Origin of the sequence: Psychrobacter sp. Rd 27.2 (assembly GCF_001921755.1) — a bacterium.
In the GTDB taxonomy this organism is placed as follows: Bacteria; Pseudomonadota; Gammaproteobacteria; order Pseudomonadales; family Moraxellaceae; genus Psychrobacter; species Psychrobacter celer.
The window spans coordinates 56,509-73,172 of record NZ_MRYB01000004.1; the positions used below are offsets into that span (position 1 = coordinate 56,509).

The following is a 16,664-nucleotide window of genomic DNA, read 5'->3' on the forward strand; positions in this document are numbered from 1 at the left end:
CTTTTTAAACACGCAAGTAACGCCCGCCTTGTACGCTGATAAGACCTAATAGCTCAAGCTCCATCAGCTGCCCGATCAAAACGGGTGCTTCAAGCGTGGTGGCCAGCAACAGCGCATCCAAATCTTGCCCATGCCAATCAAGCTGCTCATATATTGGCTGCAAGTGTTTGGGAACCACAGGGTCAGGGTAATGAGCTATCGTAGATGGCAATGCGCTCTCTGCAGTATTGGTAACCTGAGCTGATGGTATGGCGTTATCATTATCAGAAGGTGTGCGTTTTTTCGGCGGCACGCGACTACCATGACCTATCTGGTGGCTAAGCTGGCTGCTGACATCTTCAATAACCTGCTGAGGATGGTAAATCAACGTCGCCCCTTCGCGTATCAAATGATGGCAGCCTTCAGCATTGCTATTGTCAATATGACTTGGCACCGCAAAGACTTGCTTGCCTTGCTCTGAGGTCAAGCGCGCGGTAATCAGCGAGCCACTTTGAATGGTGGCTTCGGTGACGATAGTCGCTAGACTGAGTCCTGCGACCAAGCGATTACGGCGCGGAAAGGTATGCTTGTGCGGCGGCGTATGCGGTAGCAGCTCACTGATGATACAGCCGCCCTGCTCGATGATTTGACTAAATAGCTGGTCGTGGTGATTGGGATAATTGACATCAATTCCTGTGCCCATTACCCCGATCGTCCGGCCTTGATGGGCTAAATCTGTCTGTGCCAGTGCGCCTAGATGTGCGCGTTTATCCACCCCCATGGCCAGCCCGCTGGTGACAATGTAGCCTGCCTGCGCTAAGTACTGCGCCATATCAAAGGTGATTTTTTGTGCGTGGGCGGTGGGCTTACGACTACCGACGATGGCGATTTGGGCTTGGTGTAGACGAGAGAGATTACCGCGATAAAACAACACTGGCGGCGGATCATAGATCTGTAGCAGCTGGGCAGGATAGTCCGCTTGATCGGCAAACAGTAACCCATAGCGTCCTTCTACGCGCGCTTGTTGGATTTTGTCGATATTAGCGCGTGTTTGCGCTGGCTGCTCATGGCGTTTGAGATGGGTATAATGAATACCCAGCTGCCGCCAAGCCTCTACTGTCGCCGTCCACGCCAGCTGTGCACTACCAAAGCTCGTCGTCAGCTTGTGATAAGCAGACAATGACGCATTCACCTCATACCACAGCGCCACTATGGCGCGCTGCTCGTCTGATAAAGAAGGAGTGACTGCTGTCATCATCGTTTGGCTCGCCTCCGCTAAGATCGGGTACTCATCTCAAAACCTTGTACTGTGTTTGGCGTGTTTATAAATATGGCGGCGGTAATAACTGATCACCGACATTCAGTGGCAGTTCAGAATCCAGTACATAGGCATAGCTGATATGTTCAAACGTATTAAAAACCATCAGCATCCCACTTGGCTCGTTTGGCAAACGCACTGGCGTATCATTGTCTCTGATATCACGCACCAATGGTCCTTTTTGGTACACAGTCAACACATCACCAGGTTTGGCACCATGCGTACTACCAAGGTTGATGGCGACCACGCTACCTTTTGCTGCGGAGCTGATCGAATCCATCACCCGTACGATCATACCGCCGCGACTGACGCTGGCTGGGGTTGGATAAAACACAGGCGGGATCGCATTGTCTAATTCTACAAATACCCGATCACCTTCGCGCACTTCTTTGCCATAGCTGTCTGTCAGTTGCAGGCTAGTGACGCCGTTGCTTTCTGTCGATGTTACTAGGCCTGTGGCCACTTGGGTAACTTCAAGACCGATGACTTTTTGGGTTTTTGGCTCGACGTACCTCTCACCTTCACGGTAGATGCCATAGCGTTGCCCCACGATCAGTGGTACGCCTTTGGCGTAGACCTTATCACCACTGGCGGTGATTAAGTTGCGGTTTTTAGAAGCCAAGATGTATGGCGTGGTATTAAAATCTTGTGGATCGACGATGATGGTCTTATCGAGCCAATGCTGAATCGCTGACCAAGGAATAGGAGGGATACTGTTGGCCGTTGAGGTCACAGTGACCGCACTGGCGGTAACATCACCCATCAGCTGCTTTTCGATTCCTGCACAGCCTTCACCCGTATCGACACCGACCAAGGTTTTACCCTGAATCACGCACAAAATAAGGATGTCGTTTGGGTAGATCAGATGCGGGTTTTTGATTTGTTTATTGGTTGCCCAAATATCTTTCCAGCGCCATGGGCTGTCTAAGTAGCGCCCAGAGATATCCCATAAGGTATCGCCTTTTTTGACGATGTAGCGATTGGGGGCATCGGCTTTGATGGTAGGTGGTGGATTATTGGCGTGGGCAGTACTCATTAGCATGGCACTGCTAAATGTCGTGATCAACAGTGCTTTTGCTATCTTTTTTAAGCTCATCTTCATTGTTATATCCACAATATGTACCGCTGTCGCCGCCTTAACAAACCCTACTTACGTCTATACCTGTCAAGTCCTTCGATTATATATTCGTAGAGACTCAGCGCAGTTTACAGACACAGCAATGCAATTATTATGACGCCTATTGGGCAGCTGTTTTTTGTAATTGACTGATGTTTATGGCTAAAAAAGCGTCTAGCACGATGAAGACCTGCCGACGCTGTTTCTCATATTACAATTATATCTACCATAACACAATCATAAACACTTTATTACAATGGCGTAACCTTTATGTGGATAATTTCCTAGATTTACTTTTTACAATGAGCGTTAAATACCTCTATTAATTACGCTGGATTTGCCGTTACATGTTGACGAATTTGTTCAGCGACCAGCTCAGCGTCGTTGTCTAATACCACGACATGCTGCGGCAAGTCCTCTAGCCCCTCGGTATGGGCTGGACGAGCGATCTGAATTTGCCCAACAGCCTCAACAATGGTATCGGCAAACTTCACAGGCAAAGCAGTCTCGGCACATACGATAACTTCGCCTGCGCGTTGTAGTTCTTTAGCGACTTTAATACCGTCGGCAGTGTGCGGATCGACCAACTCACCATGCTGCTCATAAAGCGCCTTGATGGTCTGTAAGCGGTCGCTATGCGTCGATTTGCCAGCAGCAAAACCGTAGCGAGTATTGACCCTATCTTTTAAATCAGACAAATCAAACCCTTGGCCGGCTTTCACCCCTTCAAATAGCTCATGGACGCGCGCGCTGTCTTTATCGAGCAGTAAATAGACAAAACGCTCAAAGTTAGAGGCTTTTGAGATATCCATCGATGGGCTAGAGGTCACGTAAGTCTGCTCAGCTGGGCGCGGCTGGTAGGCACCTTGATTAAAGAAATCGTTGAGCACATCGTTTTCGTTGGTGGCGACGATAAGGCGATCGACTGGCAGCCCCATCTCACGAGCAATATGACCGGCACAAATATTGCCAAAATTGCCCGATGGTACGCTAAAGCTGATTTTTTCGTCATTGCTTGTGGTGACGGCAAAATAGGCCTTAAAGTAATACACAACTTGCGCCAGAATACGGCCCCAGTTGATCGAGTTCACCGTACCGAGATTATAAGCGGCTTTGAATGCCGCGTCCTGTTGCAGCGCTTTGACGATATCTTGACAATCATCAAACATACCGTCGATGGCGATATTATGGATATTGTCATCAGTCAAACTATACATCTGCGCACGCTGAAACTCACTCATCTTGCCATGCGGTGACAGCATAAAGACTTCGATATTTTCTTTGCCGCGTAGCGCATACTCCGCGGCACTGCCCGTATCACCACTGGTGGCACCAATGATGGTAATCCGCGCGCCTTTCTTTTTCAGCACGTATTCAAAGGCATTGCCCAAAAACTGCATAGCCACGTCTTTAAATGCCAGCGTCGGACCATTGGACAATCCCAAAATATACAGGCCGTCTTCAAGTTTGCGGACAGGGACAATCTCATCAGAGCCAAATACGTCAGCGGTATAAGTACGCTCGATGATATCTTGCAAATCAGCCGCCGGGATATCCGTGGCAAAACGCTGCATAATCGCCATAGCAAGCTGCGGATAGCTCAGCGTACGCCACTCATCAAGGGTAGCGCTATCAATGCTCGGATACTGCTCAGGTAGCATCAAACCGCCATCTGGCGCAAGCCCCATCAAAAGCACATCACTAAAATCCATCGGTGCTGTCTGACCACGGGTACTGATATATTTCATGAGATTGTCCTGTCTACAATGATTTTTTTCAATATTTAAAACGGTTTATTCAGCAGTTTTATGCCATTGTCTTCTGTAGCAGCGCATAATAAAAACCATCGCCACCCTCGCGATCTATCGGCAAGCACTGACGCCCGATCGCCTGTTCGATACCCCAACTACACGCCTCGGTAAACGCAACCACCGCCGCATCGTCATGACGACTGACAAAGTCTTGCATTTGCATGACGTTTTCTTGCTTTAAAATAGAGCAAGTCACATATAAAAAGTAACCGCCGACTTTGAGCTGTGGCCATAGGTTTTGTAATATTTCTGCTTGCAATAGCGCAGTCTGCTCGACATCCTCTTCGGTACGCAAGAGGCTGATATCTGGATGACGACGAATCACGCCGGTCGCCGTACAGGGCGAATCCAGTAATATAGCATCAAATACGCCGCTGTTTTTAGCAGAATCTTGCTTTTTAGACACACCAGTGCTGCGCCAGCGGGTTGCATCGGCGCAGACGATATCTAGGGCGATATCACTGCTACTTTGCGCCAAGTCTGTCTGGGTAAAGTTAAGACGCTTTAGGTTGTCATAAATACGCTCGATGCGCGATGCTTCATTATCGATAGCGGTGAGCTTGATGCCCGTAGGCGCTGATGTCGCCGCTGTATCGTCTTGTTTCACGTGAAACAATACTGACGCATCTTCAGAGCTCAACACTTCTAGCCAATGCGCCAGTTTGCCCCCAGGTGCCGCGCAAGCATCTAAGATATGCAGCTCATGATTATCCAAGCCCGCCTGAGACTTATCAGCACTCACCTTACTCATCAAAGCACGATGAATAATCGGTGCTGCAAGCTGCGCGTGCATGTCCTGTACACTCACGATGCCGTCAGCGAAGTCAGGCAAGGCGCTGACAGCAGTGCTTTGGCGTAGCCGCAGACCTGTAGTCGTTAGGGTGAGGGGTGCAGCGTTAGAGGCACTGGGTAGACAAAAACCCGTGCTAAGCTCGGTCAGCTCTGTCTCAATCTCTGCCCCGTCTAGCACTTCTTGATACTCTGCAACTGAGGTGGTCGCCGCGTTTACTCGTAAAAACATCGGGGCTGACTGCCGCAGTCCTTGTGTCAGCGTATCATACTGCTCGCTCCAGTCTTGCTTGAGCTGATAAGCAAGCCAGTTGGGCAAGCTATGGTTTTTATTGCACTTTTTGCGAAACTTATTGGGGTTTTTGGCGACCTTGCGCAGGATGGCATTGATAAGACCAGTCGCATGAGCAAAGCCGACCTCTTTTGCTGCCTCCACCGTTTCGTGTATCGCGGCGTGGTCAGCGACTTCTAAATACAGTAGCTGCACCAGACCGACCTGAATGGTGGTACGAACTTCGACTTCATCGATAGGGTTGTCCGCCAAGCTATCCAGCAGCCGTGCCAGTGCATGCCACTGGCGTAAGGTCGTCAAAAGTAGCGCATGGGCAAACCCTTTATCACCATCGTGCAAGCTGTTGAGTAAAGGGTCAAGAACGCTTGCCAACGACTGCCCATTTTGAATGGCCAACAAGGTACGTATGACTCGTACGCGGACGCTGCCATTCATAATCAGGTTGCTTGAGGGTTTATGGTTTTTAGACGCGGGGCTGGGATGTCTCATTGAGTTGCTGTTCCTTGACGTATGCGCGATAGCGTCTGATAAAGGTTAGATAACTTATAACTAAAGTACATTAAGCTTAATTGAATTAGTTTGATTCTTTGGTGAACTGGTCGCCATCATTTAATTGGTTGCCATGGCAGACTTGCTCTGCTGTCATCGGCTTGCCACCTGCAAACTGCAGATGAGTAATGGCCAATGTCCCGCTTGCCTGCTCAGTATGACTGGCCGCCAAGCTATCGTCTTTGCCACAAGCGACCAATATCGCTTTGCGTCCGACACTGATGATGGTACCAGCGGGCAGTTCGGTTTGCTGCGAGGGGTTGACCGGTAGGCTGGCCAAAATCTTGACACGTTGACCATTGAAAAAAGTATAAGCGCCTGGCCACGGTGTCAGACCACGAATTTGACGCTCAATCGTCGCCGCCGGTTGTGCCCAGTCAATCTCGCCTTCGGTTTTGACAAGCTTTTCGGCGTAATTGGCTTGACTGTCATCTTGCGCGGCGGCTTGGGCTTGATAGTGCGCCAAATCCTTTAACACAGTAACGATGGCGTCCGCGCCCAATGTTGCCATTTTGTCGTGTAGGCTGGCTGCCGTGTCATCAGCGGTGATAGGCGCACTGACTTTGTAGAGCATGTCACCGGTGTCTAGTCCCTGATCCATCTGCATAATGGTAATGCCAGTCTCACTATCGCCTGCCAAGAGCGCACGATGAATGGGCGCTGCACCACGCCAGCGCGGCAGTAGCGAAGCATGAATATTAAGACAGCCATAAGTAGGTATCGTCAGTACGCCCACAGGTAGTATCAGCCCATAAGCGGCAACAATCATCACATCGGGCTGATAGCTACGCAGCGTCTGGCGGGCTGCCATGCCTTCGGTGCTCGATTTTTTAAAGGTCGGTGGCTGCTCTACCACGACATCATGGGCGAGCGCCACTTGCTTGACCGCTGAGGCGGCCAGTTTTTGCCCGCGGCCCGCTTTGCGATCAGGCTGAGTATAAACCGCCACAACCTCTATGTTGAGTGCTTGTTGCTGGGCAATGAGCGACTCGAGGCTGACCGCCGCAAACTCAGGCGTCCCAGCAAACACCACACGTAATGGTGTGCTAGAAGTCGTGTCGGCAAGGCTAGATGAGGGGGATAACTTAGAAGCAGGAGCAATTGTCGTCATAATCATGCATTATATAGGGTTCGGTGCTTCATTATAGGTGAGTTTGGCGTATTGTGCCATGATTGTAACCGCGCCTACCCAGCGTTACTTACGAGGTCTTTTCGCTTTATAATAGTCGCTATAGACAATAAAACAGCGATTGTTTTGCTATAAATAACCGTCATTGGTTATATTAAAGACATTGACTGCTTTATCATGGTAGTGGTCATGCCACATTTATCCTGCCAAGTGACGATATAGGACCTCGCTTTCATGCAACAGTTTCAGTCCTTACAGCGCTTATTGTTCTTTTATGTCCTAACATTGCTGGTGATGCTAGTACTGTATTATGTTATGTTGTTTGATGGTATGAGGCAGTATCAACAGCAGCACAGCGTCGATACTTTTTTTACCTTACAACACGAGCTCACTGAGCATGCTGTGCTACGAAACGATGAGCTAAAGGGAGTTTTGGCGCATCCGGCACTTAACGGCATCAGCTATCAGCTTATCTTTATGCTGCCCTCCGGACAGACATACATTCATCGTGATACCCGTCCGAACGAGCCTGCGTTTTCGACAGTGACGTTCCCGACTGTCAGAGCCTCTGCTCAGAATAATGGCGCTTATACGCTCAATGCGCGCAATCTGGCGGGCACCATTGAGCTAGATAGTGGCCACCGGATATATATGATATTGCGTCATAAGCCGCTTGATATCGACTGGACCTCTTATAGATACTGGTTGCCACTGATGGTAGCCATTGCGTTGTTTATCACCGCACTGCTATACATGCTCAAGCGCCGCACCAACTGGGAGCAGCTATTACGCTATACGGATAATTTGAGTGATAATGCAAAAGAAGCCTATACCCCACCGCCATTTTTAGAGAATCAATCGACTGGGGAGTTTTTACGCTTAGGTCATGCGCTCGGCCGTATCAACTATCAGCTACACAACGACTATCGCCGCATCAAAACCCTCAAGCACCGTCTTGAGCGCCTGATTGAGCAAGCACCATTACCGATGGCAATGATCATGCGCCACGGTCAAATCAGTTTTTTTAACCAGCGTTTTGAACAAGTCTTTATCAGACCTGCGCACAGCAGTGGCAGCGAGCAGCTGACAGACTTTGTCGCTGGCAAAGACGATCCCACCCAACAACTGCTACAAAGGCTGGTTAATCTGCGCGTCACGCGTACGCTAACGGTGCTAGGAATAAAAGACCAACAAACCTATCAGCTGCATGTGACGCCATGGTTTGGTGAGCATGGACAGGTGCATGGCTTTACCGTCTTTATCAATAATATCAATGAGTTGGCCAGCAAAACAGAGCAGCTACGGCTAAAAAACCAACAATTACAACAAAAAATCGATGAGTTTAGCGAGCTGCGCTCCATCATGGGGCGTAAACTGCGCCTACCGCTGGAGTCGTTGATAGACACACTCGAGCCTATCGACCCTAACACCTTGACCGATAAGCAAAACCACACGCTTGAGACACTGATAAAAACCAGTCACTATATGCTCACCACGCTCGACAACATGCTAGATATCGGTGATATAGAGGTTCGAAAAACCCGCCTGAGCATAGCGCCTGTCGATATTTATAAGCTTGGACAAGAAGTGGGTGACACGGCCGTAGATCATGCGCGCCAGCAGGGGCTAGAGCTTATTTATTTCTTTGATCCAGAGTGTCCTCGTGTGATCGATACAGATCATACACGCCTGCGCCAGATACTCTTAAATCTACTTCATAATGCGATCAAGTTTACTCCCTCAGGCTACGTCGCCTTGGCGATCGATGCTATCAGTCCTGAGCAAGTATCTCAAATCAATAAAGGCAGCCTACTACCGATCAATGAACAGGTAAAAGCGCAGCAGCCGCACTACTGGGTACGTTTTAGTATCAAAGACTCAGGCACAGGTATCGATATCGCCAAACAGCATCAGTTATTGAGTTATTTTAATAAACAAAGCCCGTCCCTTCAGCAACACAACAACCTCGCTTATCACCATGGTATCGAAGCGGGTTTGGGCTTAAATAACGTCAATAGTTTTGCCCGTTTGCTTGGCGGTTTTATTGAGCTAAAAAGCGCGGTCAATAAAGGCAGCACCTTTAACCTCTATCTGCCTTGTCGGCAGCCAAGTTATCAGCCGATTTATCACCCACACCAGCACTTACAGCATATTCATCTTATCGCCGTGGTTAACCAGACCTTGCTGGCCGATTACTTGCGCCGCCTGTGCCACTGTTTATCGATTCCAGCGACGATCTATACCGATGTTGATAGTGCCACCATTGAGCACTTGGCCGAGCGACTTGGCAAAGACGCCCAGAGCCTAGCGCCCATCTTGTTATTGGATTATGAATACTACACTGACAGCGCCGCCATAAACCCCTCTGACCCAGTGGCAGAGCAAAGCGACAAACTGCCCGCCGAGACCTCTATCCACGAATCGAAGACCGCACCAAAGAGCCTTGCACCAAAGAGCCTTGCATCAAAGACACAGGCAACCAAAGAGCGCCTGATACTGGCCAGCAACGATAGACGCCAAGCACTACATGACTTATTGTCTAAAAAATCACTGCCTAAGGTTTTGTGTAGTATGAAGCCTGAGCGCCGTATCCCCTCTGCCCTGCTGGATCAATGCGATGGCTTTTTATTAAAACCTTTAGAGAGCGCCCTCCTGCTCTCTGAGCTGACGCGACTGACGCTACCTGTTCGGCAAACCTTGAGCACCCAAACGCCAGAAAACGACATGACGGTGGCCACGCCCCTACACAAGGATGACGTAGAGCCGCTGATACTGGTGGTAGAAGACAGCCCAACCAATCAAAAAATCGCCTGTAAAATCTTAAGTAAACTGGGTTATCGCAGTATCGTAGCAGAAGACGGCCAACAAGCGCTTGAGCAGCTAAAGGCGCAGCGGGAGGATATCTCGCTTATTTTGATGGATTGCCGTATGCCAGTCATGGATGGGCTACAAGCCACGCAAGCGATTCGCGCGCAAGGGGATGATATTGCAATCGTCGCCCTAACCGCGAACAGCTCAGACGAGGATCGCGACGCTTGTATACAAGTGGGTATGGACGAGTTTTTATCCAAACCTATCAATAAGACAAAGCTCGAGGCTGTGCTACAACATCTGATAAAACACTAAAATTCCGCTTAATATATGTATATCTGTATCTGTATCTATATCCAAAAAAATAGCGGGTTAATATCAAAATATTAACCCGCTACCTGACTGGCCTTTGTGCGCATCGTATAGTAAAAACAAGGCTGGTTAATCAATGCCTGACTCTTTTATTTAGAATCGACGATACCTACGCTTTAGCTTGTCACTACTTCATAAAGCCATTATCCGCTAAGAATGCCTCGGTGATTTGACTTTGCGGACTTGGTGCGTTTATGTCACCAGCTTGCGACTTATTTAACAGACGTTCCAAATAGCGGGCGACGATATCTACCTCGATATTTACCTTACTGCCGACCAACCAGTGTTTGGCGATATTGGTCACTTGCGCCGTGTGCGGGATGATATTGAGGCAAACCACACTATCACGTACTAGGTTGGTGGTTAGACTGATGCCATCGACGGTGATAGAGCCTTTGGTCGCGGTATAATGCGCCAACTCCTTGGGTATCTCAATCTCGATATAGATAGAGCGCGCGTCTTGTTGTAGTTTACTAACGCGGCCGACCCCATCGACATGACCTGCAACGATATGACCACCAAAGCGCGTGGTGGGTAGCATCGCTTTTTCCAAATTGACGATATCTCCAGGCTTTAGGGTTTCCAATGCAGTACGAGCAATCGTTTCACGTGAAACATCGACAGAGTAAGATTTATCGCCAATCTCTACCACAGTGAGGCAGATACCATTTGAGGCAATAGAGTCGCCTAATTTGACATCACTAAAGTCTAGCTCGCTTGACTCTATCGTCAAGCGTATGTCGCCGCCGGTAGGCTGCATGGACGTGACTTTTCCAACACTTTCTATAATTCCAGTAAACATAGAAACCTCGTATCCTAATTTTTTGCTGTTATGAGTGTTTAGCAATAGTGACAATCATTACAATGGCGTCCAATAGATGATAAATGTTAAATGATGACTACTTATCAATAGACAATGAATGAGCATTGCTTTTATCTAAATATTTCCTAAAAGCCCTGTCTTTTAAGCGTGTAAGGGGATAAGTTGTGGATAAGTAACAATAAATCAAGCCCGTCTGCGATAAATCCTTGTTTTATACAAAGTTATCCACAAACCTTTGCATTTTTACTATTACACTATCAATAGCATAATATCAACGTAAGTATATGATTTTTATAAATTATTTATAAAACAAACAGTAAACAAGGGCCTTTTTAGTTTCACATGAAACAGAGTTATACACAGTTTCATGTGAAACAGGCTAACCCTCGGGCAACGCCACTATCTAGATAACTATTTAACCCCTTATCTACCAAGCAAGTATCTTGACCTTAATATCCAAGGCTTGTGGATAAGGTGTTTATAACTTATGGTCTATAAAGGATACAACGTCAGCTTAAGGTCAGGGCCGAGTTGCTCATGGCTGCTTATATTAAAACGTAATTGTTCAGATAAAGACAGCGGATGAAAATTCACCATCGGCCGCGCCGCTGCACCCAACAGACAAGGCGCTTGATAGACTATCAGCTCATCTACCAGCTGTTGGCATAAAAAACTACCTGCGACGCTAGCGCCCGCCTCTACCAATACATCGTAGCATTGACGCTCACTGACCAGATGCCTTAACAGCTCGGCTAAATCGTCCTTACGCCAATAAAGCGTATCTGCGCGGCGGCATAGTTGGTATTCTGATTGCGCGTTGTGCGCTAAGCGCTGACGCCTATCGAGTACGACCACCTTAGGCGTAGGGACTTGCTCAGCCGGCACGCCCAACTGAGTAGAGCGCACGTTGAGCTGTGGATCATCAGTAACGATGGTCTCACTGCCAGTGATAATTGCCCCACTTAGGGCGCGAAGCTTTTGTACGTTCTCACGAGCCGCTACCGAGGTGATCCATTTTGACTCTCCTGTCGCCATCGCGGTGCGACCATCGAGACTGGTGGCAATCTTAAGCCGAACGTAGGGCATTTGAGTGCGCATCGCCTTTAAAAACCCGCGGTTTAATCCTTCTGCTTGCTCTGTCAGTACGCCCACTGTCACATCGATACCAGCCTGCTCTAACAGCTGTACGCCGCGCCCCGCTACTTGCGGATTGGGGTCGAGGCCAGCAATCACTACCCGCTGTACGCCTGCCTCTATCAAACCTAAAGCACAAGGCGGCGTACGTCCTGTATGGCTACAAGGCTCTAAAGTCACATAGGCAGTGGCACCGACCGCTTGCGCACCTGCGTCTTTGAGGGCAAACACCTCTGCATGAGGCTGGCCTGCCTTAGGATGAAACCCTTGCCCGACCACCATTCCTGCCTGAACAATCACGCAGCCTACCGCAGGATTGGGTCTTGTGGTGTATAATCCTTGTTTGGCTTGCTCAATCGCCAGCATCATAAAATAGCGGTCTTGTGCAGCTTGCGTGTGGTTAGAATTCGACATAAGAATTGGCTTCATTTATAAAGAATGTGTAGGGCGTGTTGAACATTCACCCATGGCACTGACAGAGACTATTTTTCATTGGGGCGAATATTGGCAATCTCTTGATGAAACGCATCGATATCCTGAAAATCGCGATACACACTGGCAAAGCGTACATAAGCGACATCGTCCAGTGTCTTTAGCTCACTCATGATGATCTCGCCTAGCACCTTACTACTAATCTCGCGCTCCCCCATTTGCCTGACGCGCTTTTCGATTCGGCTAATCATTGCCTCTTGCTCATCAATGGTGATGGGGCGCTTTTGTAGCGGCAACAAAATAGAACGGCGCAGCTTTTCATTATCATAAGGCTCAATCTTGCCGCTAGATTTAATGATACGCGGCATCACCACCTCCACCATCTCAAAGGTGGTAAAGCGCTCTTGGCAGCTATTGCACGAGCGGCGGCGACGCACCTGCGCACCCTCTGCCGCCAGACGCGAGTCAATCACTTTGGTATCTGACGCGTTACAGTAAGGGCAGTGCATAGCGTTTCCTTATTTTGATATTAAGAATACATGGCGTCATTTATGAGGCTGAGTTTGATAGCTGACGTACTTTTAAAAGTTAATACGCGAACTTAAATAGCCAATCAGTAGCATTATTTGCCGATACAAAAACTACCAAATATCTTACCTAGTAAGTCATCAGCACTAAACTCTCCGGTGATCTCACCGAGGCTTAGTTGTGCTTGGCGCAAGCTCTCAGCCACCAACTCCCCTGCCTGAAAGACCGTCAGCTGCTCATGCGCCTCTGTTAAGTGCCCAGCTGTCCGTCTGAGCGCATCTATATGACGCGTACGGGCGATGAGACTATTCTCTGGTGGATGAAAACCAACCTTAGCACATAATGTTTCGATCAATGTCTCGATACCAGCGCCTGTTTCACATGAAACATTTACTTGCTCATAACCACGCTGAGTGATTTCGTCTTGTGAGTTGGCCATTTGCGCTTTATCGTGGGCATCAGTGAGTAAGTCGCTTTTATTGGCGATAATCAGTAGTTTTTTGGCATCTGGGAGCTTGCCAAATAGCTGCTCTGCCAGCTGTAGCGGTGTGCTATCCTCTGCAAGGTCGCGGCTGACATCGTAGACCATCAGCAGCATATCGGCTTGCGTGATCGCGGTACGCGCGCGCTCAATTCCGATGCGCTCGACAGTGTCGTCGGTATCGCGAAGTCCAGCGGTGTCGGTGAGATGCAAGGTCAGGCCGTTGAGGACGACGGTTTCTTGTAGCGTATCTCGCGTGGTGCCTGCCACATTGGTCACGATGGCGCGCTCTTGCCCAGCCAGACGATTAAGCAAGCTTGATTTTCCTGCATTAGGCCGCCCTGCCAACACCACATGAATCCCATCGCGTAACAGCTGGCCTTGTTTTGCCGTTGCCAGTACTTGCTGGATTTTATCTTGTGTTTGCTCAAGCTTGTCTTGAATCACGCCATCCGATAAAAAATCAACGTCCTCTTCATCAGGGAAGTCGATGGCAGCCTCGACGTGCAAACGCAAATGAATAAGCTGCTCTAATAGCTGATTGATCTTTTGTGAAAACTCGCCGCTTAGTGAGCGGATGGCACTACTGGCAGCTGCGGCACTGGTTGCATCAATGGCATCAGCGATTGCTTCTGCTTGCACCAGATCCAACTTATCATTATCAAAGGCGCGGTAAGAAAACTCCCCTGCACCCGCTTGCTTGGCACCCAACTCAAACACGCGAGCGAGCAGCTGGTTTTGCAAAATCATGCCGCCATGCCCTTGCAGCTCGATCACATCTTCGCCTGTAAACGAGTGCGGGCCTTTGAAGTACAGCACCAAGCCTTCATCGATGATAGTACCATCTGCTTGATAAAATCGGCAAAAACTGGCCATGCGCGGTGTAAATGCTGTCTTGCCCGTCAGCTGACACGCAATATCATAGGCACGCGCACCTGATAGCCGTATCACGCCGACACCGCCGCGCCCAAGCGGCGTCGCAATGGCGGCAATCGTAGCCAATCCTGATGGATTAGACGTATTGGATGTAGCAGGTACGGCTTGCGCCAGCTCAAAAGAATCCACAATCATTCTCATTAGTTAAAAGTCCCATTATAGACGGCTAGAGATCGGCTGACAAAGCCAAACTTAATATAGTAAACCTTGCGCTTACCGGTGTATGACAAAGTGATTGTAAAATACTAATAAATAAAAAAACCACCGCCGCTGCGATGGTTTTTAGTAATAATTAACAATGTGAAGAAACTTAATCGAGTACCTTAGCGGTACGACGTTTTTGCTCTTCTTCAACTTTTCTGTTGACGATATATTGCTGCGTCATACTAAACAAGTTGTTCACCGTCCAATAAAGCACCAAACCTGCTGGGAAGAACAGCATAAAGGCGGTAAAGATAATTGGTAAAAACTTCATTACCTTCGCTTGCATCGGATCAGCTGGCTGCGGATTGAGCTGCTGCTGTACAAACATCGATGCACCCATCAACAGTGGTAGGATAAACCAAGGATCCATCGCCGAGAGATCTTGAATCCACAAAATCCAAGGTGCGTGACGCAGCTCCACACTCTCAACCAATACCCAGTACAAGGCTAAGAAAATCGGCATTTGCAGCAAGATAGGCAAACAACCCGCCATCGGATTGACTTTTTCTTCTTTATATATTGCCATCATCTCTTGCGACATTTTCATGCGATCGTCGCCATGCTCTTCTTTTAGTGCCTGTAGTTTCGGGGCGATAGCACGCATCTTCGCCATCGAATAGTAACTTTTATTCGAAAACCACATGAGAGCAATCTTCACCAAAATCGTCAGAACAATAATGGACCAACCCCAGTTGCCAATGACTTTATGAATGCCATCAAGAATCGCAAACAAAATCTTAGATATTGGCCACAATAACCCATAGTCAACAGTCTGATTGAGCCCTACGGCGACTTCTTTAAGCTCAGACTGTACCTTTGGTCCTGCGTACAAAGTTGCATTGAGCGTCACTTGCTTGTTTGGCGCGACATTGACGGGCTGGCTATTAAAGCCGATAAAGTAGTCGTTACCTGTCTCGCGGCTAAAGAACTTACCCGTGAAGTTATCAGGCGTCCAAGCAGAAACAAAGTAATGCTGCACGATACCCACCCAGCCTTTGTCACTGGTAGTGGTCAGCTCACCGTCGTTGAACTTACCAAACTTTAGCTTGTTATAAGGGTCGTCAGGCGTACCCCAAGCACCGCCTAGATAAGTCGCCATGCTAAGCGCGCCTTTATCAGACATACCAGGATCTTTGCTGTCATCACGCTTGAGCTGCGCAAACATTTGCCCTTGCCACGCATTGTTAGAAGCGTTTTGGATTTGATAACTGATATCGATCGGATATTTATCTTGGGTAAAGGTAAAGGTCTTGGTGATCGTTACGCCATCTTTTTTGTAAGTGAGCGGTACCGATAGCGTCTGCTGGCCTGCTTCCATCACATAGTTATTGGCAGTGTGCCTATAAACCGCACGACCCTCTGCTGTATCGATACCATCTTGACCAATCAGACCCGACTGCGCCACATATACCCGATTGTTATTATTCTCTAATAACACAAAAGGCTTATCGCTATCGAGCGTTGCATCATACTGTTTGAGCGCAGCATAGACGATATCGCCGCCTTCTGGATTGATTTTTATATCATAGCGATCTGTGGTAACTGTGATTAGACCTGCGTCCTTCACTGGCGCGTCAGTGACGCCGCTCGCATCTACAGGCATCGTCTGTACTGGAATGTCACCTGCTGCACCAGTGGTAGACGGGATGTCAGCACCCACTGAGGTGATGGTTTCTGGCACCGTATCTACAGCTGGCGCATCGGCATAATCATCTCGCCATGCCAAAATCAGCAGATAAGCGGTGATTAGCATCGCAATGATGATCATCACCCGAAATATCTTTTGCATAAATCTTTCCTAGATTGAAAAATTAGGGAATGAAAAATCAGGCATGTATCATGACCACCGCACAGTATTCACCCGTGTTTGAAGCGGTAATATCAGTAGTCAATCACATAAAATGTTCATCATTTTACTAAAAAACCGCTCTAAATGATACAAGAGTGTGGATAACTTGT

The 16,664-nt window shown here is 48.4% G+C and carries 11 protein-coding genes; 1 reads left to right on the plus strand and 10 read right to left on the minus strand.

What is annotated here, in order from left to right; translation table 11 throughout:
- Positions 1–4 precede the first annotated feature (4 nt).
- The 5 genes from dprA to fmt all read right to left on the minus strand — a co-directional run bounded on the left by dprA (position 5) and on the right by fmt (position 6,966).
- Positions 5–1,237: a DNA-processing protein DprA gene (dprA, locus tag BTV99_RS05055; protein WP_075101290.1), complete on the minus strand. Its 1,233-nt coding sequence runs from the start codon at positions 1,235–1,237 to the stop codon at positions 5–7.
- A 64-nt stretch (positions 1,238–1,301) separates the two neighbouring features.
- Positions 1,302–2,333 carry a LysM peptidoglycan-binding domain-containing protein gene (locus BTV99_RS05060; protein ID WP_243456028.1) on the minus strand — a complete coding sequence of 344 codons (1,032 nt, stop codon included), beginning with the start codon at positions 2,331–2,333 and terminating at the stop codon, positions 1,302–1,304.
- Positions 2,334–2,740: 407 nt separating this feature from the next.
- Positions 2,741–4,162: a threonine synthase gene (thrC, locus tag BTV99_RS05065; protein ID WP_075101292.1), complete on the minus strand. Its 1,422-nt coding sequence runs from the start codon at positions 4,160–4,162 to the stop codon at positions 2,741–2,743.
- A 58-nt stretch (positions 4,163–4,220) separates the two neighbouring features.
- Positions 4,221–5,795 carry a transcription antitermination factor NusB gene (locus BTV99_RS05070; protein WP_075101293.1) on the minus strand — a complete coding sequence of 525 codons (1,575 nt, stop codon included), beginning with the start codon at positions 5,793–5,795 and terminating at the stop codon, positions 4,221–4,223.
- 85 nt (positions 5,796–5,880) lie between these two features.
- The gene (gene fmt / locus BTV99_RS05075) at positions 5,881–6,966 is read right to left on the minus strand and encodes a methionyl-tRNA formyltransferase (protein ID WP_075101294.1); all 1,086 of its coding nucleotides are present in this window, start codon (positions 6,964–6,966) and stop codon (positions 5,881–5,883) included.
- Positions 6,967–7,218: 252 nt separating this feature from the next.
- On the opposite strand from fmt, the gene BTV99_RS05080 reads away from it, so the two are divergent.
- A complete protein-coding gene (locus BTV99_RS05080) occupies positions 7,219–10,110 on the plus strand; it encodes a response regulator (protein WP_075101295.1) in 2,892 nt (963 codons plus the stop codon).
- Between the two features lie 184 nt (positions 10,111–10,294).
- On the opposite strand, the gene BTV99_RS05085 is transcribed toward BTV99_RS05080, so the two are convergent.
- The 5 genes from BTV99_RS05085 to yidC all read right to left on the minus strand — a co-directional run bounded on the left by BTV99_RS05085 (position 10,295) and on the right by yidC (position 16,494).
- On the minus strand, positions 10,295–10,969 hold the full coding sequence (locus BTV99_RS05085) for a riboflavin synthase (RefSeq protein ID WP_075101296.1): 675 nt from the start codon (positions 10,967–10,969) through the stop codon (positions 10,295–10,297).
- Between the two features lie 513 nt (positions 10,970–11,482).
- Entirely contained in the window at positions 11,483–12,538 is a 1,056-nt protein-coding gene (gene ribD, locus BTV99_RS05090; protein ID WP_075101297.1) for a bifunctional diaminohydroxyphosphoribosylaminopyrimidine deaminase/5-amino-6-(5-phosphoribosylamino)uracil reductase RibD, read from the minus strand.
- Between the two features lie 68 nt (positions 12,539–12,606).
- Positions 12,607–13,065 carry a transcriptional regulator NrdR gene (gene nrdR / locus BTV99_RS05095; RefSeq protein ID WP_058369796.1) on the minus strand — a complete coding sequence of 153 codons (459 nt, stop codon included), beginning with the start codon at positions 13,063–13,065 and terminating at the stop codon, positions 12,607–12,609.
- Positions 13,066–13,178: 113 nt separating this feature from the next.
- Positions 13,179–14,636 (minus strand): tRNA uridine-5-carboxymethylaminomethyl(34) synthesis GTPase MnmE, encoded by a 1,458-nt coding sequence (gene mnmE, locus BTV99_RS05100; RefSeq protein WP_256713733.1) that lies wholly within the window; start codon positions 14,634–14,636, stop codon positions 13,179–13,181.
- Between the two features lie 175 nt (positions 14,637–14,811).
- Positions 14,812–16,494, minus strand: coding sequence for a membrane protein insertase YidC (yidC, locus tag BTV99_RS05105; protein WP_075101299.1), 1,683 nt, complete (start codon positions 16,492–16,494; stop codon positions 14,812–14,814).
- Between the last annotated feature and the right edge of the window lie 170 nt (positions 16,495–16,664).